The sequence below is a fragment of the Streptomyces sp. NBC_01244 genome, from assembly GCF_035987325.1.
Taxonomy (GTDB): domain Bacteria; phylum Actinomycetota; class Actinomycetes; order Streptomycetales; family Streptomycetaceae; genus Streptomyces.
The window spans coordinates 2,126,071-2,151,749 of record NZ_CP108488.1 but is presented as its reverse complement, the minus strand read 5'-3'; the positions used below and the strand labels follow the sequence as shown (position 1 = coordinate 2,151,749).

Here is a 25,679-nt window from a genome sequence, read left to right as displayed (position 1 = left end):
CGCCGGACGGAGTTCGGCGCAGCGGGGCGAAGCCCGGGAAGCGCGCCAGCGCTGAGCGGTGCGAGCTCCGCGTCGAAAGGTAGAGTCGCGGCCCGTGATCGAAACCCTTGTCTGGATTGCCCTCGGCCTCGGCCTCGTCGGGGTTTACCTCAGTTGGACCGCCGGCCGCCTGGACCGGCTGCACTCCCGGATGGACGCCGCCCGCGCCGCCCTCGACGCGCAGCTGGTCCGCCGGGCCTCCGTGGTGCTGGAGGTCGCGACCTCCGGGGTGCTGGACCCCGCCTCCTCCCTCGTGCTGTACGAGGCCGCGCACGCCGCCCGCCAAGCGGAGGAGGAGCACCGCGAGGTCGCCGAGAGCGAGCTCAGCCAGGCACTGCGCGCGGTGTTCGCCGACGTCGGGCAGGTCGACGCGCTCAAGGCGGCCCCGGGCGGCGCGGAGGCCACCGAGGAGCTCGCGGCGGCGGTCCGCCGGGTGCCGATGGCCCGCCGGTTCCTCAACGATGCCGTACGCGCGGCCCGCGCCCTGCGCCGGCACCGCAAGGTCCGCTGGTTCCGGCTGGCGGGCCACGCACCCTTTCCGCTGGCCTTCGAGATGGACGACGAGCCTCCGGTGGATCTGGCGGAACGGCCGTAACTTGTACCCAATGGCCAAATCGCAAGGAGCCACCGGCTGCACATTGGCCCTTGCCGTGGACTGGTCGAGAAGGTTTCCTCGGTCGAGTACCACCAGGTCGCCAGGAGCGACCGCCAGTACCGCCTGAATCTTCCTTTCGAGTGAGGTCAATCCGTGAGCACGCTTCCCTCCACCCCGCAGTCCGCCGAGTCGGCGATCGGCACCTCCCGCGTCAAGCGCGGCATGGCCGAGCAGCTCAAGGGCGGCGTGATCATGGATGTGGTCAACGCCGAGCAGGCGAAGATCGCCGAGGACGCCGGCGCCGTGGCCGTCATGGCCCTGGAGCGGGTTCCCGCCGACATCCGCAAGGACGGCGGCGTCGCCCGGATGTCCGACCCGAACATGATCGAAGAGATCATCGAGGCCGTCTCCATCCCGGTCATGGCGAAGTCCCGCATCGGCCACTTCGTCGAGGCCCAGGTCCTCCAGTCCCTCGGCGTCGACTACATCGACGAGTCCGAGGTCCTGACCCCGGCCGACGAGGTCAACCACTCCGACAAGTGGGCGTTCACCACCCCCTTCGTCTGTGGCGCCACCAACCTGGGCGAGGCCCTGCGCCGCATCGCCGAGGGCGCGGCCATGATCCGCTCGAAGGGCGAGGCCGGCACCGGCAACGTGGTCGAGGCCGTCCGCCACCTGCGTCAGATCAAGAACGAGATCGCCCGCCTGCGCGGCTACGACAACAACGAGCTGTTCGCCGCCGCCAAGGAGCTGCGCGCCCCGTACGAGCTGGTCAAGGAAGTTGCCGAGCTCGGCAAGCTCCCGGTCGTGCTGTTCTCCGCCGGTGGCGTCGCCACCCCGGCCGACGCCGCGCTGATGCGCCAGCTCGGTGCCGAGGGCGTCTTCGTCGGCTCCGGCATCTTCAAGTCGGGCGACCCGGCCAAGCGCGCCGCCGCCATCGTGAAGGCCACCACCTTCTACGACGACCCGAAGATCATCGCGGACGCCTCCCGCAACCTGGGCGAGGCCATGGTCGGCATCAACTGCGACACCCTCCCCGAGTCCGAGCGCTACGCCAACCGCGGCTGGTAGTCATCACCATGACCACCCCCGTGATTGGTGTCCTGGCACTCCAGGGCGACGTACGGGAGCACTTGATCGCCCTGGCCTCGGCTGACGCCGTGGCCAGGCCGGTCCGGCGTCCCGAGGAGCTCGCCGAGGTCGACGCCCTGGTGATCCCCGGCGGCGAGTCCACGACCATGTCGAAGCTCGCCGTGCTGTTCGGCATGCTGGAGCCGCTGCGCGAGCGCGTGCGGGCCGGGATGCCGGTCTACGGCACCTGTGCCGGCATGATCATGCTCGCGGACAAGCTGCTGGACGGCCGTGAGGACCAGGAGACCCTGGGCGGCATCGACATGATCGTGCGCCGCAACGCCTTCGGCCGGCAGAACGAGTCCTTCGAGGCGCAGGTCGACTTCGCCGGCATCGAGGGCGGCCCCGTCGAGGGCGTCTTCATCCGTGCCCCCTGGGTCGAGTCCGTCGGCGGAGCCGCCGAGGTGCTCGCGACGTACGACGGTCACACCGTCGCCGTGCGCCAGGGCAATGTCCTCGCCACCTCGTTCCACCCGGAGCTCACGGGTGACGACCGGGTCCACGCGTACTTCGTCGACATGGTGCGCGCGGGGCTGTAACGGCGTCCCGGTAGGATCTGAGGCGAACATTGTTGGTGACGCGAAGGAGACAGGCAGATGTCCGGCCACTCTAAATGGGCTACGACGAAGCACAAGAAGGCCGTGGTTGACGCCAAGCGCGGCAAGCTCTTCGCGAAGCTGATCAAGAACATCGAGGTCGCGGCCCGTATGGGCGGCGCCGACATCGATGGCAACCCGACCCTTTTCGACGCCATCCAGAAGGCGAAGAAGAGCTCGGTCCCGAACAAGAACATCGACTCCGCGGTCAAGCGCGGCGGCGGCCTCGAGGCCGGCGGCGCCGACTACGAGACGATCATGTACGAAGGCTACGGCCCGAACGGCGTCGCGGTGCTCATCGAGTGCCTCACCGACAACCGCAACCGTGCCGCGTCCGACGTGCGTGTCGCCATGACCCGCAACGGCGGTTCGATGGCCGACCCGGGCTCGGTCTCGTACCTGTTCAACCGCAAGGGCGTCGTGCTGCTGCCCAAGGGCGAACTGTCCGAGGACGACGTGCTGGAGACGGTGCTGGAGGCGGGAGCCGAAGAGGTCAACGACCTCGGCGAGCAGTTCGAGATCATCAGCGAGGCCACCGACATGGTCGCGGTCCGTACCGCGCTCCAGCAGGCCGGCATCGACTACGACTCGGCCGACTCCAACTTCCTGCCGACCATGCAGGTCGAGCTGGACGAAGAGGGCGCGCGCAAGATCTTCAAGCTGATCGACGCGCTGGAGGACAGCGACGACGTGCAGAACGTCTTCGCCAACTTCGACGTTTCGGACGAGGTCATGGAGAAGGTCGACGCCTGACCTGGGGCGTCCGGCGCGCACGGCGCCAAAGCAGCGGGCCGACGGGACACACCCCGTCGGCCCGCTGCGTTGTCATAGGCAGCCGTTAGTCTGGCGACCGCAACCAGCAATTGATCAGCCACGACGGCGAGGCACCACCTCCGCGAGAGCGGCGGCGGTTTAGCCGCAAAGGGGGGAGGCGGCGTGCGCGTACTCGGTGTTGACCCGGGCCTGACCCGATGTGGTGTCGGTGTGGTCGAGGGGGTGGCGGGCCGTCCCCTGACGATGCTGGGCGTGGGAGTCGTACGGACGCCCGCGGACGCAGAGTTGGGTCACCGGCTCGTGGCGATCGAGCAGGGCATCGAGGAATGGCTCGACGAGTACCGGCCCGAAGTCCTCGCCGTGGAGCGGGTGTTCAGTCAGCACAACGTCAGCACGGTGATGGGCACCGCCCAGGCCAGTGCCGTCGCCATGCTGTGCGCCGCGCGCCGCGGCATACCGGTCGCGCTGCACACCCCGAGCGAGGTCAAGGCCGCCGTCACCGGCAGCGGTCGCGCCGACAAGGCACAGGTCGGAGCCATGGTCACCCGGCTGCTGCGGCTGTCCGCCCCGCCCAAGCCCGCGGACGCCGCGGACGCCCTCGCCCTCGCCATCTGCCACATCTGGCGCGCCCCCGCGCAGAACCGCCTCCAGCAGGCCGTCAACCGGCATGCCAGCGCCCTGAAAGGCCGCACCACATGATCGCCTTCGTCAGCGGCACGGTCGCCGCGCTCGCCCCCACCCTGGCCGTCATCGAGGTCGGGGGAGTGGGCATGGCCGTGCACTGCACGCCGAACACCATCGCGGGCCTGCGGACCGGCGAGCCGGCCCGGCTGGCGACGTCCCTGGTCGTACGGGAGGACTCGCTGACGCTGTACGGCTTCGCCGACGACGACGAGCGTCAGGTCTTCGAGCTCCTGCAGACCGCGAGCGGGGTCGGTCCGAAGCTCGCGCAGGCGATGCTCGGGGTGCACAGCCCGGACGCGCTGCGCGTCGCCGTCTCCGTGGGGGACGAGAAGGCGCTGATGGCCGTCTCCGGCATCGGCAAGAAGGGCGCGCAGAAGCTGCTGCTGGACCTGAAGGACAAGCTGGGCGCTCCGCTGGGGTCGAGCGGGATGGTCGGCGCACAGCGTGCGGTGGCCTCCGGCCCGGCGCCGTGGTCGGAACAGCTGTCCGCGGCGCTGATCGGTCTGGGCTACGCGCCCCGCGACGCGGACGAGGCCGTCTCCGCGGTGACCCCGCAGGCGGAGGCCGCGATCGCCGCCGGCGGTTCGGCCCCGGTGCCGCAGCTCCTGAGGGCGGCCCTCCAGTCCCTGAACCGAGCCCGCTGACCCAGGTGCGACGCCGTTGCCGGGGACCAGCCCCCGGACCCCCGCGCCTCAAACGCCGGCGGGTCTTGATTTTGGCCGGCGTCGGCCTGCACGTGCGCGTAGCGCACCGTGCCCCCCTGGGGGGGCTGGTATTCCAGCCCCGCCGGCGATTGAGGCGCGGGGTCTGGGGCGGAGCCCCGGGAAACGGAGAAAGGGCGGGGCGGGGAGAATGCCCCGCAGGGCCGCCCGCACACGACGGACCACCGCTTCACCCCGAGAAGGCAGACTGACACCGTGAACTGGGATGACGAGAGCGACGACCGGATCGTCGCAGCCGCGGCGGACGGCGAGGACACTGCCGTCGAGGCGGCACTGAGGCCCAAGGACCTCGGTGAGTTCGTCGGGCAGGAGAAGGTCCGCCAGCAGTTGGACCTCGTCCTGAAGGCGGCCCGCCAGCGCGGCGCCACCGCCGATCACGTGCTGCTGTCGGGCGCCCCGGGCCTGGGGAAGACCACCCTGTCCATGATCATCGCGGCCGAGATGGGCGCGCCCATCCGGATCACCTCCGGCCCCGCCATCCAGCACGCGGGCGATCTCGCCGCCATCCTCTCCTCCCTCCAGGAGGGCGAGGTCCTCTTCCTCGACGAGATCCACCGCATGTCCCGGCCGGCCGAGGAAATGCTCTACATGGCCATGGAGGACTTCCGCGTCGACGTGATCGTGGGCAAGGGCCCGGGAGCCACCGCCATCCCGCTGGAACTGCCCCCGTTCACCCTCGTCGGGGCCACGACCCGCGCCGGTCTGCTCCCGCCGCCGCTGCGCGACCGCTTCGGCTTCACCGGTCACATGGAGTTCTACGCCCCCGAGGAGCTGGAGCGCGTCATCCACCGCTCCGCCCGGCTCCTCGACGTGGAGATCGACACCGCCGGCGCCGCCGAGATCGCCGGCCGCTCGCGCGGAACCCCCCGTATCGCCAACCGGCTGCTGCGCCGCGTCCGTGACTACGCCCAGGTCAGGGCGGACGGCGTGATCAACCGCGAGGTCGCGGGCACCGCCCTGAAGGTCTACGAGGTCGACGAGCGCGGGCTCGACCGGCTGGACCGGGCCGTCCTGGAGGCGCTCCTGAAGCTCTTCGGCGGGGGCCCCGTGGGCCTCTCGACGCTCGCCGTCGCCGTCGGCGAGGAGCGGGAGACCGTGGAAGAAGTGGCCGAGCCGTTCCTGGTCAGGGAGGGGCTTCTGGCCAGGACCCCGCGGGGGCGGGTCGCGACCCCGGCCGCATGGGCTCACCTGGGACTTGTTCCGCCACAGCAGGGCGGGAACGGATCAAGCGGACAACAGGGCCTCTTCGGGACCTGACGGCGCGGACGTTCGTCCCCTCAGGAACTGCGGTGACATGCTGGGCGTTGTTCCATCGGTGCGGACTCGCCTAGACTCCGCCGATGCCGACCCTTACGGTCGGCCTACCCACCCCCCGTACCAAGGCCGTGCGCTTGTGCGGTCGATGCGAAGGACCTGCGTCCCTTGAATATCATGTCCCTCCTTCCGTTCGTGCTGATCATCGGGGCGATGTTCCTGCTGACCCGCAGCCAGAAGAAGAAGCAGCAGGCGGCCGTGCAGATGCGCGACCAGCTGACCGCCGGCACCGGCGTCCGCACCATCGGCGGCATGTACGCCACGGTGAAGGAGATCGGCGAGGACACCGTCACGCTCGAGGTGGCCCCCGGCGTTTACGCGCTCTACGCGAAGAACTCCATCGGCGCCGTGCTGGAGGACGAGGAGTACAACCGCATCGTCCACGGCATCACCGATGATCTGACGATCGACACGCCGGTCGTCCCGGACGACGCGTCCTCCCTGACCGGGGACGAGGCCCCCAAGCTCGACCTGGGCAAGAAGGACGAGCCCAAGGCCGACGAGCCCGCGGCGGATGAGCCCAAGGGCGACGAGCCCAAGGACGGCAAGACCGACGGCGAGGCCGGCGCGAAGTAGCGCTGGGCCGGGGACCGTGCGGGGCGCCTGACCGGCAGCCCCGGCGGACCCCGCCAGTGACCCTTCTGCGGGGGGCAGGGGTCCCCACACACATTTCGGTGGCCGTCCACGCGCTGACCCGGCGCGGGACGGTTGGACAGGGAGATACGACAAGGTGGCAGCACCGAAGAAGGGCCGGCGGCCCACGGGGGCTCAGGGGAGGCCGGGGCGTTCCCTGGCCATCATCCTGATCGCGATGGTGGCGCTCACCGCGGGGATGTTCCTCACGAAGCAGACGACGCCGCGACTCGGCATCGACCTCGCCGGCGGTACGAGCATCACGCTCAAGGCCAAGAGCGAGCCCGGCAAGCCGGACGCGATCAACGAGACCAACATGAACACGGCGATCGGCATCATCGAACGCCGCGTCAACGGTCTCGGCGTTTCCGAGGCCGAGGTCCAGAAGCAGGGCCGCGACCACATCATCGTGAACATCCCCAAGGGGACGAACGAGCAGCAGGCGCGCGACCAGGTCGGTACCACCGCCCAGCTGTACTTCCGCCCCGTGCTCGCCACGGCGGAGGGTGCCCCGGCAGCCCCCGAGGCCAACCCGAGCGGCTCCCCGAGCGCCGCCCCGAGCGGCTCCGGCAGCCCGTCCGCCAGTGCGGCCACCCCGTCGTCCAGCGCCACTTCCCAGGGCCGTGCGGTCAGTGAGGCCCTCAAGGCCCCGAACGCACCCTCTCCCTCGCCCTCGGCGAGCGGGTCGAAGAAGGCAGACGACAAGGCCACCCCGTCGACGTCGCCGTCCGCGCCGAGCGCCGACCAGGCCGCAGCCGCGGACCTGCAGGCGAAGTTCGCCGCGCTGAACTGCAGCGACGAGGCACAGCGCACCGCGGTCACCAAGAACGTGAAGCCCGAGGACCCGACGCTCGCCTGCGGCAAGCGCGACGGCGTCTGGTACAAGTGGGTGCTCGGCCCGGCGCAGGTCAACGGCCAGGACGTGAAGGACGCCAAGGGCATCATCGACCCGCAGCGCGGCATGTGGATCGTCACGATGCAGTTCACCGACAAGGGCGCCGACAAGTTCGCCAAGATCACCGGTGAGCTCGCGGCCAAGCAGGCCCCGCAGAACCAGTTCGCCATCGTGCTCGACGGCGAGGTCATCTCCGACCCGTCCGTCAGCCAGGCACTGACCGGCGGCAACGCCGAGATCTCCGGCGGCTTCAACCAGCAGTCCGCGCAGGACCTGGGCAACATGCTCTCGTACGGCGCCCTGCCGCTGTCCTTCCAGGAGGACAGCGTCACCACCGTCTCCGCCGCGCTCGGCGGCGAGCAGCTGAAGGCCGGTCTGATCGCCGGCGCCATCGGCCTCGCCCTCGTGGTGATCTACCTGCTGGCGTACTACCGGGGCCTGGCGTTCGTCGCCATCATCAGCCTCATCGTCTCCGGCATCCTCACCTACACGATCATGGCGCTGCTGGGCAAGGGCATCGGCTTCGCGCTGAACCTGCCGGCCGTCTGCGGTGCGATCGTCGCGATCGGCATCACCGCCGACTCGTTCATCGTGTACTTCGAACGCATCCGGGACGAGATCCGCGAGGGCCGCACCCTGCGTCCGGCCGTCGAGCGCGCCTGGCCCCGTGCCCGTCGCACCATCCTGGTCTCCGACTTCGTGTCGTTCCTGGCGGCCGCGGTGCTGTTCATCGTCACCGTCGGCAAGGTGCAGGGCTTCGCCTTCACCCTGGGTCTGACCACCCTGCTCGACGTGGTCGTGGTGTTCCTCTTCACCAAGCCCGTCATGACGCTGCTGGCTCGTACGAACTTCTTCGCCAGCGGTCATCCGTGGTCCGGGCTGGACCCGAAGCGACTGGGCGCGAAGCCGCCGCTGCGACGCTCGCGTCGTACCGGCTCCGACGCGACCGCCGCGACCGTCTCCGTTCCCGTCGACGCAAAGGAGGCGTGAGAGATGTCGAAGCTCGGAGATCTCGGCGCCAAGCTGTACCGAGGTGAGGTCGGCTACGACTTCGTCGGCAAGCGCTTCGTCTGGTACGGCGTTTCCATCCTGATCACCATCACGGCGATCGTGGCCCTGGCCGTTCAGGGCCTCAACATGGGCATCGAGTTCAAGGGTGGTGCCGTCTTCACCACCCCGAAGACCTCCATCTCGGAGACCCAGGCCCGCGAGGACGCGGAGGAGGCCTCCGGCCACGACGCGGTCGTCCAGAAGCTCGGCACCGGCGGACTGCGCATCCAGATCTCGGATCTGGACACCGACGCCGCAGCCGACGTGAAGGCCAAGCTCGCCGCCGGCTTCAAGATCGACGCGGGTCAGATCAACGCGGACCTGGTCGGTCCCAGCTGGGGCGAGCAGATCGCCAACAAGGCCTGGACGGGCCTCGGCGTCTTCATGGTCCTCGTGGTGATCTACCTGGCCATCGCCTTCGAGTGGCGGATGGCGATCGCGGCGCTGATCGCGCTGATCCACGACCTCACCATCACCGTCGGCGTCTACGCGCTGGTCGGCTTCGAGGTGACCCCGGGTACGGTCATCGGTCTGCTGACCATCCTCGGTTACTCCCTCTACGACACCGTCGTCGTCTTCGACGGTCTCAAGGAGGGTTCGAAGGACATCACCAAGCAGACCCGCTGGACGTACAGCGAGGTTGCCAACCGCAGCATCAACGGCACCCTGGTCCGCTCCATCAACACCACCGTCGTCGCGCTGCTCCCGGTCGGGGCGCTGCTCTTCATCGGCGGCGGCTTCCTGGGCGCCGGCATGCTCAACGACATCTCGCTGTCGCTCTTCGTCGGCCTCGCGGCCGGCGCCTACTCGTCGATCTTCATCGCGACCCCGCTGGTCGTGGACCTGAAGGAGCGCGAGCCGGCGATGAAGGCCCTGAAGAAGCGGGTGCTCGCGAAGCGGGCGTCGGCCGAGGCAAGGGGCGAATCGCCCGAGGACGCCGGTACCGAAGGCGCGCCCGAGGTCGTGGCGCAGGGCCGGTCGGGACGGCGCCGGTGACCGCGGAGCTTCCCTCCGGCGTACGGGACCTGCTGCTCAGCCGGATCACGGACGTGGCGGACTACCCGAAGCCGGGCGTGATGTTCAAGGACATCACCCCGCTGCTGGCCGACCCGAAGGCGTTCGGCGCCCTCACCGACGCGCTGGTGGCCCTGGCCGGGCAGTACGGAGCGACGAAGATCGTCGGGCTGGAGGCGCGGGGATTCATCCTGGCGGCTCCGGTGGCCGTGCAGGCGGGCATCGGCTTCGTGCCGGTCCGCAAGGCCGGGAAGCTGCCCGGGGCGACGCTCCTGCAGTCCTACGACCTGGAGTACGGGTCGGCGGAGATCGAGATCCACGCGGAGGCGCTGTGCGCCGACGACCGGGTCATGGTCATCGACGATGTGCTGGCCACCGGTGGCACCGCGGCCGCCTCGCTGGAGCTGATCCGGCGAGCCGGGGCGGAGGTCGCCGGGGTCGCGGTCCTGATGGAACTCTCGTTCCTGCCGGGCCGTGAGCGGCTGGCGCCGACGCTGGGCGATGCTCCGCTCGACGCGCTGATTGTGGTCTGACCTCGCTGTTCCAGAAGCGGGCGTGCACCGGGAAACCCCGGAGCGCGCCCGCTTCGGCGTGTGCGGGCTGCTACGCGGCGTCTGTCCCCCACCCGCTCTTCCGCCGGGTCCCTGGGGCTCCGCCCCAGACCCCGGTCCTCAGACGCCGGACGGGCTGGATGCGGCCGGGCCCGGTAGGAGTCGGGGTGGACTCGGGGAACGGGGTGGCGGAACCCTCGCTACGATGGGTTATCCGGACCGGACACGGGCACCGGATCCTCCCCCACACTCCGTGCGGGGGGACCCCCTGAGGAGCGCTCTTGCCAGACGAGGTCCAGCCAATCTCCGCCGCGCAGCCTGACCCGGAGGCCGAGCAGCCGGCCGCGGCGGCCGCCGCCACGCCCCCGCCGGCTCCGCCGGCCCCGCTGGTCAAGCCCGCGTCCGCGAAGTCGGCCGGGTCCTCCAATCGGGTGCGCGCCCGGCTGGCCCGCCTCGGCGGCCAGCGTTCCAACCCGTACAACCCGGTCCTGGAACCGCTGCTCCGCATAGTCCGCAGCAACGACCCGAAGATCGAGACGGCCACCCTGCGCCAGATCGAGCAGGCTTACCAGGTCGCCGAGCGCTGGCACCGCGGCCAGAAGCGCAAGAGCGGCGACCCGTACATCACCCACCCGCTCGCGGTGACCACGATCCTCGCCGAGCTGGGCATGGACCCGGCCACGCTGATGGCGGGGCTGCTCCACGACACGGTGGAGGACACCGAGTACGGGCTGGAGGACCTGCGACGCGACTTCGGCGACGCGGTGACCCTGCTCGTCGACGGAGTCACCAAGCTCGACCGGGTCAAGTTCGGCGAGGCCGCCCAGGCCGAGACCGTCCGCAAGATGGTCGTGGCGATGGCCAAGGACCCCAGGGTCCTGGTCATCAAGCTCGCCGACCGGCTGCACAACATGCGCACCATGCGCTACCTCAAGCGGGAGAAGCAGGAGAAGAAGGCCCGCGAGACCCTTGAGATCTATGCCCCGCTGGCGCACCGGCTGGGCATGAACACCATCAAGTGGGAGCTCGAGGACCTCGCCTTCGCGATCCTCTACCCCAAGATGTACGACGAGATCGTACGGCTGGTGGCCGAAAGGGCGCCCAAGCGCGACGAGTACCTCACCGTCGTCACCGACGAGGTGATGGCCGACCTCCGCGCCGCCCGCATCAAGGCCACCGTCACCGGGCGCCCCAAGCACTACTACAGCGTTTACCAGAAGATGATCGTGCGCGGCCGCGACTTCGCCGAGATCTACGACCTGGTCGGCATCCGGGTCCTCGTCGACACCGTCCGGGACTGCTACGCCGCCCTCGGCACCGTGCACGCGCGATGGAACCCGGTCCCCGGCCGGTTCAAGGACTACATCGCGATGCCGAAGTTCAACATGTACCAGTCGCTCCACACGACGGTCATCGGACCCAGCGGCAAGCCCGTCGAGCTCCAGATCCGCACCTTCGACATGCACCGGCGTGCCGAGTACGGCATCGCCGCGCACTGGAAGTACAAGCAGCAGACCGTCGCCGGCACCTCGAAGGTACGCACCGACGTGCCGCAGGCGGCCAAGGGCAGCGCGGGCCACGACACCGTCAACGACATGGCCTGGCTGCGCCAGCTGCTGGACTGGCAGAAGGAGACCGAGGACCCGAGCGAGTTCCTCGACTCCCTGCGCTTCGACCTCTCGCGCAACGAGGTCTTCGTCTTCACGCCCAAGGGCGACGTCATCGCCCTGCCGGCCGGAGCCACCCCCGTCGACTTCGCGTACGCCGTCCACACCGAGGTCGGCCACCGGACCATAGGGGCACGGGTCAACGGGCGGCTCGTACCGCTCGAATCGACCCTCGACAACGGCGACCTGGTCGAGGTCTTCACCTCCAAGGCCGAGGGCGCCGGCCCGTCCCGCGACTGGCTGGGCTTCGTCAAGTCCCCCCGGGCCCGCAACAAGATCCGCGCCTGGTTCTCCAAGGAGCGCCGGGACGAGGCGATCGAACACGGCAAGGACGCCATCGCGCGGGCCATGCGCAAGCAGAACCTGCCGATCCAGCGCATCCTGACCGGGGACTCCCTCGTCACCCTCGCGCACGAGATGCGCTACCCCGATATCTCCTCGCTCTACGCGGCGATCGGCGAGGGCCACGTCACCGCGCAGAACGTGGTCCAGAAACTGGTCCAGGCCCTCGGCGGCGAGGACGCGGCCAACGAGGACATCGAGGACACCATCCCGCCGGCCCGCGGCCGCAGCACCCGCCGCGGCAACGCCGACCCCGGCGTGGTGGTCAAGGGCGTCGAGGACGTGTGGGTCAAGCTGGCCCGCTGCTGCACCCCGGTGCCGGGCGACCCGATCGTCGGCTTCGTCACGCGCGGCAGCGGCGTATCGGTCCACCGCGCGGACTGCGTCAACGTGGACTCCCTCTCCCAGGAGCCCGAGCGCATGCTCGAGGTCGAATGGGCGCCCACCCAGTCCTCCGTCTTCCTGGTCGCCATCCAGGTCGAGGCGCTGGACCGGTCCCGGCTCCTGTCGGACGTCACCCGGGTCCTGTCGGACCAGCACGTGAACATCCTGTCGGCGGCCGTGCAGACCTCCCGCGACCGGGTGGCCACCTCCCGGTTCACCTTCGAGATGGGCGACCCGAAGCACCTGGGCCACGTCCTGAAGGCCGTACGGGGCGTCGAGGGCGTCTACGACGTCTACCGCGTGACCTCGGCCCGCAGGCCGTAATACCGCACATGTGAAAGGGTCCCGGTACGCAGTGCGTACCGGGACCCTTTCACGTGCCTGACGGCCGGGACATCAGCCGCCGAACTCCTCGAGGCCCTTCAGCGCCTGGTCCAGCAGGGCCTGACGGCCCTCCAGCTCCCGGGACAGCTTGTCGGCCTTGGAGTTGTTGCCCTGCGCGCGCGCCGCGTCGATCTGGCCGCGGAGCTTGTCGACCGCCGCCTGCAGCTGACCCGTCAGACCGGCCGCACGGGCCCGCGCCTCCGGGTTCGTACGGCGCCACTCGCCTTCCTCGGACTCCTGGATGGCCCGCTCGACGGTGTGCATCCGGCCCTCGACCTTGGGACGCGCGTCCCGCGGTACGTGGCCGATGGCCTCCCAGCGCTCGTTCAGGGAGCGGAACGCGGCACGGGCCGCCTTCAGGTCCGTGATCGGGACGAGCTTCTCGGCCTCGTCGGCCAGCTCCTCCTTCAGCTTCAGGTTCTCCACCTGCTCGGCGTCGCGCTCCGCGAAGACCTCGCTGCGGGCCGCGAAGAACACGTCCTGGGCGCCGCGGAAACGGTTCCACAGGTCGTCCTCGGACTCGCGCTGCGCGCGGCCCGCGGCCTTCCAGTTCTCCATCAGCTCGCGGTAGCGCGCGGCCGTCGGACCCCAGTCGGCCGACTTCGACAGCGACTCGGCCTCCGCGACCAGCTTCTCCTTGACCTTGCGGGCGTCCTCGCGCTGCGCGTCGAGCGAGGCGAAGTGGGCCTTGCGGCGCTTGGAGAAGGCGGAGCGGGCGTGCGAGAAGCGGTGCCACAGCTCGTCGTCCGACTTGCGGTCGAGGCGGGGCAGACCCTTCCAGATGTCCACCAGGGCCCGCAGCCGCTCGCCGGCGCTGCGCCACTGGTCGCTCTGCGCCAGCTCCTCGGCCTCGGCCACCAGCGCGTCCTTGGCCGTACGGGCCTCGTCCGTCTGCTTGGCCTTCTGGACCTTGCGCTCCTCGCGGCGCGAGTCCACGGTCGACACCAGCTTGTCCAGCCGGACGCGCAGCGCGTCGAGGTCGCCGACGGCGTGGTGCTCGTCCACCTGCGTCCGCAGGTGCTCGATGGCCGTCTGGGCGTCCTTGGCGGCCAGATCGGTGGTCCGCACCCGTCGCTCGAGGAGGCCGATCTCGACCACCAGGCCCTCGTACTTGCGCTCGAAGTAGGCCAGGGCCTCCTCCGGGGTGCCGGCCTGCCACGAGCCGACGACCTTCTCGCCATCCGCAGTTCGCACGTACACGGTGCCGGTCTCGTCGACTCGGCCCCACGGGTCGCTGCTCACAGCGCCTCCTCCACCTGATGCCTTGCGAGGGGTTCACCCCCTGGGCATCGTCCACAGTTTCCTGGGGCGGGCCGCGCCCGCCCTGCACAACGCCAACATAGGCGACCGCCGGGCCGGCTGTCCGCATCCAGCACGACGGAATATCGCCGTACCGGAGCGCCGTCGAGGAATTCGAGGAGACAGCCCGGGCCCGGGGCGCCCGGTCCCGGTCAGTTCTTGGTGACGGTGCCCTTCTCGATGGTCACGGGGGTCTTGGGGGCCCCGTCCTGGCCGCCGTCGGCCGTACCGGCCTTGGCCACCTCTTCGAGCACCTTCAGGCCGGCCGCGTCGATCTTGCCGAAGGGGGTGTACGTCGGGGCGAGCGGGCTGTCCTTGTAGACCAGGAAGAACTGGCTGCCGCCCGAGCCGGGCTGGCCGGTGTTGGCCATCGCCACCGTGCCCGCCGGGTAGATGACCTGGCCCGTCGCGTTGGGCTTGCCCAGCGCGTCGAGGTTCTCGTCGGCGATGGTGTAGCCGGGGCCGCCCGATCCGGTGCCCTGCGGGTCACCGCACTGCAGGACGAAGATGCTGCCCGTCGTCAGGCGGTGGCACTTGGTGTTGTCGAAGAAGTTCTTGTCGGCGAGCGACTTGAACGAGTTGACCGTCTGCGGGGTCTTCGCCGCGTCCATCTCGAACGTGATGTCGCCCGCGCTGGTCTTCAGGTCGAAGGTGTACTTCGCCTTGGCGTCGATCGCCATCGCCGGGGAGGCGGACTGCTGCGGGGTGGGCGGGGCCGAGGGGGTCGCGGCCGGGTCGGCCGCCTCGTCCTTCTTGTCCTTGTCGAACACACCGCCGGCCACGAGGCCGACCACCGCGGCAACGACCACGGCCACCGCCGCACCGATCACGGCCAGCCGCTTGCGCGACTTCTGCCGCGCCTCGGCACGCCGCTGCTGCTGGCGTTCGTACTTTTCCCTGGCGAGCTGGCGCCGCCGCTGATCGCTCGTGACCACCGGGTCGTCTCCTTGTGCGTATCTGGTACCACTGTCCGGGCTGGGTTAGGCCGTACCGTATATGGGTTCGCTGTGTAATGAGCGGCGCCGGTACGCTCTGAGCAGCAGCATTCCGAACTGCAGCCTCCCGCCGGACGACGATTGAGGACGAACGTGCTGATTGCCGGATTCCCCGCCGGGGCCTGGGGGACCAACTGCTACGTGGTCGCCCCCGCCGCCGGTGAGGAGTGCGTCATCATCGACCCGGGCCACCAGGCCACCCAGGGTGTCGAAGAGACGTTGAAGAAGCATCGGCTCAAGCCCGTCGCGGTCGTCCTCACCCATGGCCACATCGATCATGTGGCCTCGGTGGTCCCGGTGTGCGGAGCACACGACGTACCGGCCTGGATCCACCCCGAGGACCGCTTCATGATGAGCGACCCGGAGAAGGCCCTCGGCCGTTCCCTCGGCGCCCAGCTCATGGGCGAGCTCACGGTGGGGGAGCCCTCCGACGTCAAGGAGCTCACCGACGGTGCGCGGCTCGCCCTGGCCGGCATGGAGCTCACCGTGTCGCACGCCCCCGGCCATACCAGGGGGTCGGTGACCTTCGGGATGCCCGCGGCCGCGGACATCCCGCCGCTGCTGTTCTCGGGCGACCTGCTCTTCGCCGGCTCCATCGGGCGTACGGACTTCCCCGGCGGCAGCCACGCCGACATGCTCGAGTCGCTGGCCCGCGTGTGCCTGCCGCTCGACGATTCGACCGTGGTGCTGCCCGGACACAACGAGCACACGACCATTGGCCGTGAGCGAGCCACCAACCCGTACCTGCGGCAGGTGGCCGCCGGCCTGGGAGACGGCTTCACGTCTCCACGACGAGGAATGTGACGAGAGTTTCGTGAGTACTTTTCAGGCCCCCAAGGGCACGTACGACCTGCTGCCGCCCCGCTCGGCCACCTTCCTGGCGGTGCGCGAGGCGATCTCCGCGCCCCTGAAGAACTCCGGCTACGGGTACGTCGAGACCCCCGGCTTCGAGAACGTCGAACTGTTCTCGCGCGGAGTCGGCGAGTCCACCGACATCGTCAGCAAGGAGATGTACACCCTCACCACGAAGGGCGGCGACCAGCTCGCGCTGCGCCCCGAGGGCACCGCCTCCGTGCTCCGCGCCGCCCTGCAGGGCAACCTGCACAAGCTCGGCGGCCTGCCCGTCAAGCTCTGGTACTCCGGCTCCTACTACCGCTACGAGCGGGCGCAAGCGGGCCGCTACCGCCACTTCTCCCAGGTCGGCGCCGAGGCGATCGGAGCCGAGGACCCGGCGCTGGACGCCGAGCTGATCATCCTGGCCGACCAGGCGTACCGCTCGCTGGGGCTGCGCGACTTCCGCATCCTGCTGAACTCGCTCGGCGACAAGGAGTGCCGCCCGGTGTACCGGGAGGCCCTCCAGGCCTTCCTGCGCGGGCTCGACCTGGACGCGGAGACCGTGCGCCGGGCCGAGATCAACCCGCTGCGCGTGCTCGACGACAAGCGGGCCGACGTGCAGAAGCAACTCGTCGGCGCCCCGATGCTGCGCGACTACCTCTGCGACGCCTGCAAGGCGTACCACGAGGAGGTGCGGGCGCTGGTGACGGCGGCCGGGGTCGCCTTCGAGGACGACGAGAAGCTCGTGCGCGGCCTGGACTACTACACCCGCACCACCTTCGAGTTCGTCCACGACGGTCTGGGCTCCCAGTCCGCGGTGGGCGGCGGCGGCCGCTACGACGGCCTCTCCGAGATGATCGGCGGACCGGCGCTGCCTTCCGTGGGCTGGGCGCTGGGCGTGGACCGTACGGTGCTGGCGCTCGAAGCGGAGGGCGTCGAACTGGACATCCCGTCCGCGACCTCCGTCTTCGCGGTGGCGCTCGGCGCGGCGAAGCCGGTGCTGTTCGGTCTGGTGACCGAGCTGCGGCGGGCCGGTGTGGCCGCGGACATCTCCTACGGGGGCAAGGGCCTCAAGGGTGCGATGAAGGACGCGAACCGGAGCGGGGCGCGGTTCGCGGTGGTCGCGGGGGACCGTGACCTCGAAGAGGGCGTGGTCCAGCTGAAGGACATGCAGTCCGGGGAGCAGACCCCGGTGGCCGTCGCCGATCTCGTGGAGACGGTTCGGGCGAAGCTGGCCTGAGGCTCGCCGCCTGGTGGGGCGGGGCCGGGGGATCCGCTGCGCGGCACTCTCCCCGCCCCGCCCTTTCGCCGTTTCCCGGGGCTAGGCCCCGGACCCCGATACCGGGCGCTGCGCGCCCGGTGCGCTCAAACGCCGCGCGGGCTGAATTTGCCCGGCGGAGCCGGCAAATCCAGCCTCGCCGGCGTTTGAGGCGCGGGGTCTGGGGCGGGGCCCCAGGAAACGGAGAAAGGGCGGGGTGGGGGAAGGCCCCGCGCAGCGGACGCCGTTACAGCAAGCCGTGCCGCATGGCCGTGGTGACGGCGGCGGTGCGGTCCGTGACCTCCAGCTTTCCGAAGATGCGCAGCATGTGCGTCTTGACCGTGGACTCCGCCACGAACAGCCGCCGCCCGATCTCGGCATTCGTCGCGCCCTCCGCGACCAGGCGGAGCACCGCCACCTCCCGGTCGGAGAGCCGCGGCAGCGACGGGCGGGTCCGGAGCCGGTCCACCAGGCGGCCCGCCACCGTCGGGGCGAGGACCGTCTCGCCGCGCACCGCCGCGCGGACCGCGGCCGCCAGTTCCGCCCGCGCCATGTCCTTCAGCAGGTAGCCCGCCGCCCCCGCCTCCACCGCGCGCAGGATGTCCCGGTCCTCCTCGTACGTGGTCAGCACCACGACCCGTACCGGCAGCCGGGCCGCCGTGATGCGGGCGATCGATTCGACTCCGTCGCCGCCCGGCATCCGCAGGTCCATCAGGATCAGGTCCAGGCCGCCTTCGGGGGCCAACCGCGCGGCCGGCGCCTCCGCCTGCGGGCCGCTCGAGGCCTCCGCCACGACCTCCAGGTCCGGTTCGGCGGCGAGCATGCCGCGCAGACCCTCCCGTACCACCGGGTGGTCGTCGGCCAGCAGGATGCGGATCATGTCGTACGGCTCCTCAGCGGATCGGGAGGGTGACGGTGACGGTGGTACCGGCCGAGGCCGCGCTGTCGACCGTCGCGGCGCCGCCCACCTCCGCCGCGCGGGCGAACAGCCCCCGCAATCCGTAGCCCGGTGCGGGGGCCGCCGGGTCGAAGCCCCGCCCGGTGTCCCGGACCGTGAGGGTCAGCTCCGAGCCGCCGTAGGCGAGGGACACCGTGCAAGGTGCCTGCGGTCCGGCGTGCTTGGCCGCGTTCGACAGGGATTCCTGGCAGGACCGCAGGGCCACGACTTCCAGTACCGCGGCCAGGGGCCGGGCCTCCCCGGTCACCGAGACGGCCGCCGGCGGATCGTGCCGGGCCGCGAGCCGCCGTACCGCGTCGGGCAGCGAACCGCCGTCGAGATCGGCGGGCGCGCCGCCCGCGACCAGCGCGCGGGCCTCGGCCAGGCTCTGCCGGGCGGTGACGGCCATCAGCTCCAGATGGCGCCTGGCCCGCTCCGGGTCGGTGTCCAGCTCGGACTGCACGGCCTGTACGAGCATCAGCAGACTGGTGAAGCCCTGGGCGAGGGTGTCGTGGATCTCGCGGGACATGTGTTCCCTTGTCGCTTGGGCGCCGCGTTCGGCGGAGAGCCGGGCCACCTCCTCCCGGCTGGCGTCGAGTTCCGCGATGAGGGAGGCCCGGTGCCGGCTCTGCTCGATGATCCGGATGATCCAGGCACCGAAGAAGGCGGAGAAGAGGAAGCTGACGAGCGCGCCGAGCGCGCTCGCGAAGACGAAGTGCCCCTCCGGCCGCCAGACCAGCGCCCAGCCCGCCACCGGCAGCAGGCACAGCAGGCCCACCGCGCCGACCGCGCGCCGCAGGGGCAGCAGCATGAAGCACTGCGGGGCCAGGGCGAAGGTGATCAGCCGGGTCTCGCCGGCCAGGGCGGCGGCCGGCAGGAAGAGGGCCAGCGCCACGCCCAGGTAGCGGGCGGAGCGCCGGGGCGCGGCGCCGGGCTCCAGCAGGAGCAGCGGGCGTCCGGCGCCGAGGTAGCAGGGGACCAGGAGGGCGAGCAGGACGACGGTGGTGATCCGGTACGCCGGCCCGGGGGAGTCCGAGGCCAGGACGAAGGCCGCGGTCGCGACCCACACGACCCCGAAGTAGAGGTCCCACGGGCCGAACGCGCGGTCCCAGACGTGGGACTCGCGCGCTCCGGCCGCCTCGGTGAAGGCGCTCAGCCGTCGCGCCGGTTCTTCCACTTGAAGGTCAGCAGGCACAGCACCAGCCCTCCGAGCACCCAGGCGCCCAGGATCAGGGCGACCCGCCCATACTCCCAGGCACCGGTCTGCTCGAAAACGGCGGCGGATTCGGGAAGGAACACCCCGCGCAGTCCCTGGCACATCCACTTGAGCGGGAACAGCGCACCGATGTTCAGCAGCCAGTCGGGGATCTGGTGGACCGGGATGAACACCCCCGAGACGAACTGCAGGATCAGGAACGGCAGGACCACGACCGAGCTGGCGCTCTTGCCGGACTTGGGCAGGCTGCTGATCGCGATGCCGAGCAGGGCGCAGCCCGTCAGGCCCAGAGTGAAGATCCAGGCGAAGGTCAGCCACTTGACGGCTGACGTCGACAGATCGAGGTCGAAGAGGGTGGCCCCGACGAACAGCAGGACCGCGGTCTCGGCGAGGCCGGTGAGCAGCACCAGCCAGACCTTGCCGAGGAAGTACGCGGCCGGGGGCATCGGGGTTCCGCGCAGGCGGCGCAGCACCTTCTCGTCGCGTTCGACGGCGATGGAGATGCCGAGGGACTGGAAGCTGGTGGACATGATCCCGGCGGCGACCATGCCGGCCGCGTACAGCTGGGAGGCGGTGACCCCGGTGCTCCCCACGCTGCCGCCGAAGATCGAGGCGAAGAGCGCGAGGAAGACGATGGGGAAGGCGAAGGTGAAGATCACCGCGTCGCGCTGGCGGACGAACTGCCTGATCTCCAGCGTCCCGCGGCTCATACCGAGGGACCAGGCGCCGGGCAGCGCCCCGGCCCCGCCGGCGCCCGTACCGCGTCCTTGCCCGTACCGGTCGTCGTAGTCATCGGGACTCCTCCTGCCGCGTCGTATTCCGGTCGAGCCGGCCCGTGAGGCGCAGGTACACGTCCTCCAGGGTGGGGCGGGTGATCCTCAGGTCCGGGACCTCCCCGTCGAAGCGGGCCGCCAGCTCGGCGACCGTACGGGTGGGCGTCTCGGTAGAGGTGCTGCGCGGGCCGCCGTCCCGGTCGGTCCACTCGACGGTTGCGCCGGTCTCGGAGCCGGAGCCGGAGTGGGTACGGAAGCCAGCTGGCTCGCGCTTGGTCACGACTTCGTCGCTTGCAGTAACCGTGAGGCGCTGCTACGGTCGTCGACGATCGTGGTTCCAGGCTCAGGCTGCTATCGCGTAGGTGTGACTGCGTACGACCAGATGGATCGTGCGGAGAGAGCTACCCCGCGGGCCCCAGCCAATGGCCACGGCAGGCAGGGGCTACCGGACTTGCGAGGATGCCGCGCACCGCGACAAGCGGGCAAGACGTGTGTACGCCGAGCTCGACCCCGGTCCCTGCGCCCCCGAAGACCGTTCGCGGGGCATCAGGCGGAAACGCCTGGCTCGTGGTGATGCGGCAGCGACTGGCCGATAGCCGAAGGAACGGTAGTAGCGGGCGAAGTGCTCGCCATCTCACGGACCGTGAGTTCCGTGGGCGCGGACCCGGCCACTGCCAGACGGGCCTGACGCGCGAGCGCCAGGCCCGCCCGGCCCGCGCCGGGTCCGCCCCCAGGACGGAGACCTCGCCGCCGTCCCGTGCCCGGTGGCCCTGCAGGATCTCCACCGTCGTGCTCTTGCCGGCGCCGTTGGGCCCCAGGAGGCCGAAGACCTCGCCCCGCCGGATCGTCAGGTCCAGTCCGTCCACCGCGGTGACCTCGCCGTACTGCTTGCGGAGCCCCCGTACTTCCACCGCGTTCTCTGTGATGTCTCCCATGGTGTGGCGGAAGCCCGCCCACCGGTCCCCCCGTGCGTACCTCCTCCTGTCCGTCGAACGATGGACAGTGGAGAGTGGACGGTCCGGCCGGGTACGGCACAATGGCCGGTGCTTGTTGACCTTGCAGATGTGGAGCGGGCCGGATGACGACACGAGGGACCGATACGGACACCGCCGAGCCGCGGACGGCCGTCGGCGGCAGCCGGGCGCTCGCCCTGCTGCTGGTGATCACGGGAGCCGCGGGACTGCTCGCCGCCTGGGTCATCACGATCGACAAGTTCAAGCTGCTGGAGGACCCGGACTTCGTCCCGGGCTGCAGCCTCAACCCGATCGTCTCCTGCGGCAACATCATGAAGAGCGACCAGGCGTCGGTCTTCGGCTTCCCGAACCCGATGCTGGGGCTGGTCGCCTACGGCATGGTCGTCTGCGTCGGCATGAGCCTGCTCGCACGGGCGCGCTTCCCGCGCTGGTACTGGCTCACCCTGAACGCCGGGATGCTCTTCGGCGTCGGCTTCTGCACCTGGCTGATGTACCAGTCGCTCTACACCATCAACTCCCTGTGCCTGTGGTGCTGCCTGGCCTGGGTCGCCACCATCGTCATGTTCTGGTACGTCACCTCGCACAACGTCCGGGGCCGCCTGCTGCCGGCCCCGGGCTGGCTGCGGAGCTTCTTCGACGAGTTCACCTGGGTGCTGCCCGTCCTGCACATCGGGATCATCGGGATGCTGATCCTGACCCGCTGGTGGGACTTCTGGACCTCCTGAGCCCGGCAGGCGTGACGGGCGGGAGTGTCGGTGGGCTCGCATAGGCTTCCGGTGTGGAACCAGATCTCTTCACCGCCGCCGCCGAAGACCGCCAGGCGAAGGACCCCTCCAGTTCTCCGCTCGCCGTCCGGATGCGTCCGCGCACCCTGGACGAGGTCGTCGGTCAGCAGCACCTGCTGAAGCCCGGTTCCCCGCTGCGGCGGCTCGTCGGGGACGGGGCGGGCGGGCCCGCCGGTGCCTCCTCGGTGATCCTCTGGGGCCCTCCGGGCATCGGGAAGACCACGCTCGCGTACGTGGTGAGCCAGGCGACGAAGAAGCGGTTCGTCGAACTGTCCGCGATCACCGCCGGCGTGAAGGAAGTACGGGCCGTCATCGAGGGCGCCAAGCGGGCGGCCGGCGGATACGGCAAGGACACCGTCCTCTTCCTCGACGAGATCCACCGCTTCAGCAAGGCGCAGCAGGACTCGCTGCTGCCGGCCGTGGAGAACCGCTGGGTCACGCTGATCGCCGCGACCACGGAGAACCCGTACTTCTCGATCATCTCCCCGCTGCTGTCGCGCTCGCTGCTGCTGACGCTGGAACCGCTGACGGACGAGGACCTGAGCGCCCTGATGCACCGGGCGCTGACGGAGGAGCGGGGCCTCGGCGGCGCGGTCACCCTGCCGGAGGACGCGGAGGCGCACCTGCTGCGGATCGCGGGCGGGGACGCGCGGCGCGCGCTGACGGCCCTGGAGGCGGGTGCGGGCTCCGCGATCTCCAAGGGCGAAGCGGAGATCAGCCTCCAGACGGTGGAGGAGGCCGTCGACCGGGCCGCGGTGAAGTACGACCGCGACGGGGACCAGCACTACGACGTGGCGAGCGCCCTGATCAAGTCGATCCGGGGCTCGGACGTGGACGCGGCCCTGCACTATCTGGCGCGCATGATCGAAGCGGGGGAGGACCCCCGGTTCATCGCGCGCCGGCTGATGATCTCGGCGAGCGAGGACATCGGGCTGGCCGACCCGACGGCCCTGCCGCTCGCGGTGGCCGCGGCCCAGGCGGTGGCGATGATCGGCTTCCCCGAGGCCTCGCTCACGCTGTCGCACGTGACGATCGCGCTCGCGCTGGCCCCGAAGTCGAACACCGCGACGACGGCGATCGGCGCCGCGCTGGCCGATGTCCGGGCGGGGCTCGCGGGGTCCGTGCCGACGCACTTGCGTGACGGGCACTACAAGGGGGCGGCGAAGCTGGGGCACGCGGTGGGGTACGTGTACCCGCACGACGTGCCCGGCGCGATCGCCGCGCAGCAGTACGCACCGGACGAGGTGCACGGGAAGCGGTATTACGAGCCGACCCGGTACGGGGCCGAAGCCCGCTACGCGGACGTGGTGGAAAAGGTCCGCGAGCGCCTCCGGGGCGCTGGGTCCTGACCTGCGGCGCCGTTCCCGGACCCCCGCGCCTCAAACGCCGGCGGGGCTGGATTTTCGCCGGCGTTTGAGGCGCGGGGTCTGGGGCGGAGCCCCAGGGAACGGTGGAAGGGCGGGTAGGGGACTTCGCCCCGCGCAGCGGGGTCGTGTCGCGGGCACGGGACCAGGGAGCCGGGCCTAGGCTCCGTCGCATGGGACGTCCCGCTCCGCTCATCGCCGTCGCGGCCGCGCTGCTGCTCGGCGGGTGTCACCACGGAGACGGCGAAAGGGCACAGGCCAGCGCCGCCGCACTCGTCGCCCAGGTCCCCCTCGCGAGCGCGGGCTTCCCGCCCGCCGCGGCCGCCGCCAAGACCGAGCTCGGCAAGCTCAAGGTCGAGTGGGGCAAGAACTGGGAGACGTACAAGCGCGAGAACTTCGGCAAGTACTGGTCCGACGAGACCGACGCCATCGGCGGCCGCAACGGCTGCGACACCCGCGACGACGTCCTGCGCCGGGACCTGCGGGAGCTGCGCGAGGGCGACAGGAACCCCTGCGTCGTGCTGTCCGGGGTGCTGAAGGACCCGTACACGGGGAAGGAGCTCCCCTATTACTACCGCCGCGCCTCGCAGATCCAGACCGACCACGTCGTCGCCCTCGGCGCCGCCTGGCGCGGGGGCGCGTACGCCTGGACCCCGCAGCGGCGCCTGGAGTACGCCAACGACCTGGACGTGCTGCTCGCCGTGGACAAGCAGACGAACTACGACAAGAGCAGCAAGACCGCGGACAAGTGGAAGCCGCCCCAGAAGGGCTACTGGTGCGAGTACGCGCGGCGGTACACCGGGATCAAGGCGAAGTACGCGCTCTCCGTGACCCCGCCGGAGAAGCAGGCGCTGCAGGAGATGCTCGGCACCTGCCCCTAGGGGTCCACGGCCTAGCCGGCGAACAGCGTGCTCATCGCCCGGCGCAGGCCGCAGACGTCGGTCACCGGCTCCGGGAAGTCGAAGCGGGCGTCGAAGGCGGTGGCGCCGCGGGTGAAGCGCACCCGCAGGCCCAGCCGGTCCAGCGCGAGGGGGACCGCCGTCAGGTCCGCCGTCTCCCGGGTGCCCAGCAGGCCGCACAGGTCACCCATCCGGTCCCCGTGCGAAGAGGCCAGGTGCTGGAGGAGCTCCGTCTCGTGGGCCACCATCGGGTCCGGCTCGGCCGCGGCCAGCAGCTCCGGGTCCACGTGCTCGGCGCCCCAGAGGTCGTCCACCGAGATCTCGCCGACCTCCAGGCGCAGCAGCATCCACGCGGGCCGGCCGGCGGGCGGGGCGTCGAGCGACTCGGTCAGGCCGAGGAGTTCGCCGACCGGGTGCCGCTCGGCCAGCAGGGCCGCGCAGGCCGCCCGGTCGGCGGCCCCGCGCACCGGGGTGAGCCACCCGGCGAGCCACGCTCGGCCTCGGATACGATGGGGCACGGACACCGGCGCCACATCCGTGATCTCGATCACGGCGGTGAGGTCGTCGTCCTGGGCGTGAGCGGCTGCCCTGGCAGCCGCGGATTCCCCTGATACCAGGAGAATCACGTCCCCGTCCGGGGTGACGGTCCTAGCGGCCGGCACCCCTGTCCCGAGCTCCTCCCGGTCATAAGCACCCGGGAGCGTGAGGGATACTGAGGCGTTGGACTCTACGAGGGTTCGTACGCGTTCGGCTCCGGTGAGCTGCCGAACGCCTTCCCTGGGACGCGGCTGACCTTGCTTATCGTCGCCGAAAGCAGATCCTGTTTCGTTTGGATCTGAACTTCGGTGCGCACTGGGCAGGGGGATCCCATGTGGTCGAGACATTACGTCCTCCTCGCTAAGGTAAGCCTCACCTAACTTACATGGAGGTAGGTTCCACGTGAACCAGAAGCGACCCAAGGTCAAGAAGTCGCGTGCCCTCGGCATTGCGCTGACCCCGAAGGCCGTCAAGTACTTCGAGGCCCGCCCCTACCCGCCGGGCGAGCACGGCCGTGGCCGCAAGCAGAACTCGGACTACAAGGTTCGTCTGCTGGAGAAGCAGCGTCTGCGCGCTCAGTACGACATCTCTGAGCGTCAGATGGCCCGCGCGTACGACCGCGCCAAGAAGGCCGAAGGCAAGACGGGCGAGGCGCTGGTCGTCGAGCTCGAGCGTCGCCTCGACGCCCTGGTCCTGCGTTCGGGCATCGCCCGCACCATCTACCAGAGCCGTCAGATGGTCGTTCACGGCCACATCGAGGTCAACGGCGACAAGGTCGACAAGCCGTCGTTCCGCGTCCGTCCCGACGACGTCATCACGGTGCGCGAGCGCAGCCGCGAGAAGGTTCCGTTCCAGGTTGCCCGTGAGGGTGGCTACGCAGGCGAGGGCGAAACCCCGCGTTACCTGCAGGTCAACCTGAAGGCCCTGGCCTTCCGCCTGGACCGCGACCCGAACCGCAAGGAAATCCCGGTCATCTGCGACGAGCAGCTCGTCGTCGAGTACTACGCCCGCTGATTTAGCAGTACCAGCGGAC

General features: G+C 70.4%; 26 protein-coding genes. 18 read left to right on the top strand and 8 right to left on the bottom strand.

Going from position 1 to position 25,679, the window contains the following annotated elements; genetic code table 11:
• Positions 1-94: 94 nt before the first annotated feature.
• From OG247_RS09395 to OG247_RS09340, 12 genes are all read left to right on the top strand, one after another.
• The gene (locus tag OG247_RS09395) at positions 95-634 is read left to right on the top strand and encodes a hypothetical protein (protein WP_327251806.1); all 540 of its coding nucleotides are present in this window, start codon (positions 95-97) and stop codon (positions 632-634) included.
• 153 nt (positions 635-787) lie between these two features.
• Positions 788-1,705 carry a pyridoxal 5'-phosphate synthase lyase subunit PdxS gene (pdxS, locus tag OG247_RS09390; protein WP_030294529.1) on the top strand — a complete coding sequence of 306 codons (918 nt, stop codon included), beginning with the start codon at positions 788-790 and terminating at the stop codon, positions 1,703-1,705.
• An 8-nt stretch (positions 1,706-1,713) separates the two neighbouring features.
• Positions 1,714-2,304 carry a pyridoxal 5'-phosphate synthase glutaminase subunit PdxT gene (gene pdxT, locus OG247_RS09385; RefSeq protein ID WP_250744713.1) on the top strand — a complete coding sequence of 197 codons (591 nt, stop codon included), beginning with the start codon at positions 1,714-1,716 and terminating at the stop codon, positions 2,302-2,304.
• Between the two features lie 57 nt (positions 2,305-2,361).
• The gene (locus OG247_RS09380) at positions 2,362-3,114 is read left to right on the top strand and encodes a YebC/PmpR family DNA-binding transcriptional regulator (RefSeq protein WP_243334244.1); all 753 of its coding nucleotides are present in this window, start codon (positions 2,362-2,364) and stop codon (positions 3,112-3,114) included.
• Between the two features lie 183 nt (positions 3,115-3,297).
• Entirely contained in the window at positions 3,298-3,834 is a 537-nt protein-coding gene (gene ruvC / locus OG247_RS09375) for a crossover junction endodeoxyribonuclease RuvC (RefSeq protein WP_327251805.1), read from the top strand.
• A complete protein-coding gene (gene ruvA / locus OG247_RS09370; RefSeq protein WP_327251804.1) occupies positions 3,831-4,463 on the top strand; it encodes a Holliday junction branch migration protein RuvA in 633 nt (210 codons plus the stop codon). The genes ruvC and ruvA overlap by 4 nt, the downstream gene beginning before the upstream one ends.
• A 273-nt stretch (positions 4,464-4,736) precedes the next feature.
• Positions 4,737-5,798 carry a Holliday junction branch migration DNA helicase RuvB gene (gene ruvB / locus OG247_RS09365; RefSeq protein ID WP_327251803.1) on the top strand — a complete coding sequence of 354 codons (1,062 nt, stop codon included), beginning with the start codon at positions 4,737-4,739 and terminating at the stop codon, positions 5,796-5,798.
• A gap of 165 nt (positions 5,799-5,963) precedes the next feature.
• The gene (yajC, locus tag OG247_RS09360; protein ID WP_327251802.1) at positions 5,964-6,431 is read left to right on the top strand and encodes a preprotein translocase subunit YajC; all 468 of its coding nucleotides are present in this window, start codon (positions 5,964-5,966) and stop codon (positions 6,429-6,431) included.
• Between the two features lie 154 nt (positions 6,432-6,585).
• Entirely contained in the window at positions 6,586-8,373 is a 1,788-nt protein-coding gene (gene secD / locus OG247_RS09355) for a protein translocase subunit SecD (protein ID WP_327251801.1), read from the top strand.
• Between the two features lie 3 nt (positions 8,374-8,376).
• A complete protein-coding gene (gene secF, locus OG247_RS09350; protein WP_327251800.1) occupies positions 8,377-9,429 on the top strand; it encodes a protein translocase subunit SecF in 1,053 nt (350 codons plus the stop codon).
• The gene (locus OG247_RS09345; RefSeq protein ID WP_243334256.1) at positions 9,426-9,980 is read left to right on the top strand and encodes an adenine phosphoribosyltransferase; all 555 of its coding nucleotides are present in this window, start codon (positions 9,426-9,428) and stop codon (positions 9,978-9,980) included. Before secF ends, OG247_RS09345 begins: the two co-directional genes overlap by 4 nt.
• 299 nt (positions 9,981-10,279) lie before the next feature.
• Positions 10,280-12,715 (top strand): RelA/SpoT family protein, encoded by a 2,436-nt coding sequence (locus OG247_RS09340; protein ID WP_327251799.1) that lies wholly within the window; start codon positions 10,280-10,282, stop codon positions 12,713-12,715.
• A 72-nt stretch (positions 12,716-12,787) separates the two neighbouring features.
• Here the strand turns inward: OG247_RS09340 and OG247_RS09335 are convergent, their stop codons facing one another.
• Together OG247_RS09335 and OG247_RS09330 are read right to left on the bottom strand one after the other, a co-directional pair.
• Positions 12,788-14,017: a DUF349 domain-containing protein gene (locus tag OG247_RS09335; protein WP_327251798.1), complete on the bottom strand. Its 1,230-nt coding sequence runs from the start codon at positions 14,015-14,017 to the stop codon at positions 12,788-12,790.
• Positions 14,018-14,226: 209 nt separating this feature from the next.
• A complete protein-coding gene (locus tag OG247_RS09330; RefSeq protein WP_327251797.1) occupies positions 14,227-15,009 on the bottom strand; it encodes a peptidylprolyl isomerase in 783 nt (260 codons plus the stop codon).
• Between the two features lie 153 nt (positions 15,010-15,162).
• Here OG247_RS09330 and OG247_RS09325 point away from each other — a divergent pair, with 153 nt between their 5' ends.
• Both OG247_RS09325 and hisS read left to right on the top strand, forming a co-directional pair.
• On the top strand, positions 15,163-15,873 hold the full coding sequence (locus OG247_RS09325; protein ID WP_274547944.1) for an MBL fold metallo-hydrolase: 711 nt from the start codon (positions 15,163-15,165) through the stop codon (positions 15,871-15,873).
• A gap of 10 nt (positions 15,874-15,883) precedes the next feature.
• Complete coding sequence (gene hisS / locus OG247_RS09320; protein ID WP_327251796.1) at positions 15,884-17,143, top strand: histidine--tRNA ligase; 1,260 nt, start codon at positions 15,884-15,886, stop codon at positions 17,141-17,143.
• 265 nt (positions 17,144-17,408) lie between these two features.
• Here hisS and OG247_RS09315 read toward each other — a convergent pair whose 3' ends face one another.
• The 5 genes from OG247_RS09315 to OG247_RS44795 all read right to left on the bottom strand — a co-directional run bounded on the left by OG247_RS09315 (position 17,409) and on the right by OG247_RS44795 (position 21,022).
• Positions 17,409-18,041 carry a response regulator transcription factor gene (locus OG247_RS09315; RefSeq protein ID WP_327251795.1) on the bottom strand — a complete coding sequence of 211 codons (633 nt, stop codon included), beginning with the start codon at positions 18,039-18,041 and terminating at the stop codon, positions 17,409-17,411.
• Positions 18,042-18,054: 13 nt separating this feature from the next.
• Entirely contained in the window at positions 18,055-19,293 is a 1,239-nt protein-coding gene (locus OG247_RS09310) for a sensor histidine kinase (RefSeq protein ID WP_327251794.1), read from the bottom strand.
• Positions 19,251-20,024, bottom strand: a complete 774-nt coding sequence (locus tag OG247_RS09305; RefSeq protein ID WP_327251793.1) for an ABC transporter permease — start codon at positions 20,022-20,024, stop codon at positions 19,251-19,253. The genes OG247_RS09310 and OG247_RS09305 overlap by 43 nt, the downstream gene beginning before the upstream one ends.
• A gap of 79 nt (positions 20,025-20,103) precedes the next feature.
• Positions 20,104-20,367 (bottom strand): hypothetical protein, encoded by a 264-nt coding sequence (locus OG247_RS09300; protein WP_442813241.1) that lies wholly within the window; start codon positions 20,365-20,367, stop codon positions 20,104-20,106.
• Between the two features lie 121 nt (positions 20,368-20,488).
• Positions 20,489-21,022, bottom strand: a complete 534-nt coding sequence (locus OG247_RS44795; protein ID WP_442813240.1) for an ATP-binding cassette domain-containing protein — start codon at positions 21,020-21,022, stop codon at positions 20,489-20,491.
• Between the two features lie 143 nt (positions 21,023-21,165).
• Between OG247_RS44795 and OG247_RS09290 the strand changes: the two genes are divergently transcribed.
• The 3 genes from OG247_RS09290 (at position 21,166) to OG247_RS09280 (ending at position 24,091) form a co-directional block, all read left to right on the top strand.
• A complete protein-coding gene (locus OG247_RS09290) occupies positions 21,166-21,786 on the top strand; it encodes a vitamin K epoxide reductase family protein (protein WP_327251792.1) in 621 nt (206 codons plus the stop codon).
• Positions 21,787-21,839: 53 nt separating this feature from the next.
• Positions 21,840-23,195, top strand: coding sequence for a replication-associated recombination protein A (locus tag OG247_RS09285; protein ID WP_327251791.1), 1,356 nt, complete (start codon positions 21,840-21,842; stop codon positions 23,193-23,195).
• Positions 23,196-23,383: 188 nt separating this feature from the next.
• Positions 23,384-24,091, top strand: coding sequence for an HNH endonuclease family protein (locus OG247_RS09280; RefSeq protein ID WP_327251790.1), 708 nt, complete (start codon positions 23,384-23,386; stop codon positions 24,089-24,091).
• Positions 24,092-24,102: 11 nt separating this feature from the next.
• On the opposite strand, the gene OG247_RS09275 is transcribed toward OG247_RS09280, so the two are convergent.
• Positions 24,103-24,993, bottom strand: a complete 891-nt coding sequence (locus OG247_RS09275; RefSeq protein ID WP_327251789.1) for a DUF2470 domain-containing protein — start codon at positions 24,991-24,993, stop codon at positions 24,103-24,105.
• Between the two features lie 55 nt (positions 24,994-25,048).
• Between OG247_RS09275 and rpsD the strand changes: the two genes are divergently transcribed.
• The gene (rpsD, locus tag OG247_RS09270; RefSeq protein WP_112446798.1) at positions 25,049-25,660 is read left to right on the top strand and encodes a 30S ribosomal protein S4; all 612 of its coding nucleotides are present in this window, start codon (positions 25,049-25,051) and stop codon (positions 25,658-25,660) included.
• Positions 25,661-25,679 lie beyond the last annotated feature (19 nt).

Excerpts from the sequence above, each read along its gene's own strand:
- ruvA (WP_327251804.1), top strand. The coding sequence starts at position 3,831 with ATGATCGCCTTCGTCAGCGGCACGGTCGCCGCGCTCGCCCCCACCCTG.
- OG247_RS44795 (WP_442813240.1), bottom strand. The coding sequence starts at position 21,022 with ATGGGAGACATCACAGAGAACGCGGTGGAAGTACGGGGGCTCCGCAAG.
- OG247_RS09275 (WP_327251789.1), bottom strand. The coding sequence starts at position 24,993 with ATGTCTCGACCACATGGGATCCCCCTGCCCAGTGCGCACCGAAGTTCA.
- OG247_RS09305 (WP_327251793.1), bottom strand. The coding sequence starts at position 20,024 with ATGAGCCGCGGGACGCTGGAGATCAGGCAGTTCGTCCGCCAGCGCGAC.
- OG247_RS09315 (WP_327251795.1), bottom strand. The coding sequence starts at position 18,041 with ATGATCCGCATCCTGCTGGCCGACGACCACCCGGTGGTACGGGAGGGT.
- OG247_RS09380 (WP_243334244.1), top strand. The coding sequence starts at position 2,362 with ATGTCCGGCCACTCTAAATGGGCTACGACGAAGCACAAGAAGGCCGTG.
- secF (WP_327251800.1), top strand. The coding sequence starts at position 8,377 with ATGTCGAAGCTCGGAGATCTCGGCGCCAAGCTGTACCGAGGTGAGGTC.
- OG247_RS09280 (WP_327251790.1), top strand. The coding sequence starts at position 23,384 with ATGGGACGTCCCGCTCCGCTCATCGCCGTCGCGGCCGCGCTGCTGCTC.
- OG247_RS09290 (WP_327251792.1), top strand. The coding sequence starts at position 21,166 with ATGACGACACGAGGGACCGATACGGACACCGCCGAGCCGCGGACGGCC.
- pdxT (WP_250744713.1), top strand. The coding sequence starts at position 1,714 with ATGACCACCCCCGTGATTGGTGTCCTGGCACTCCAGGGCGACGTACGG.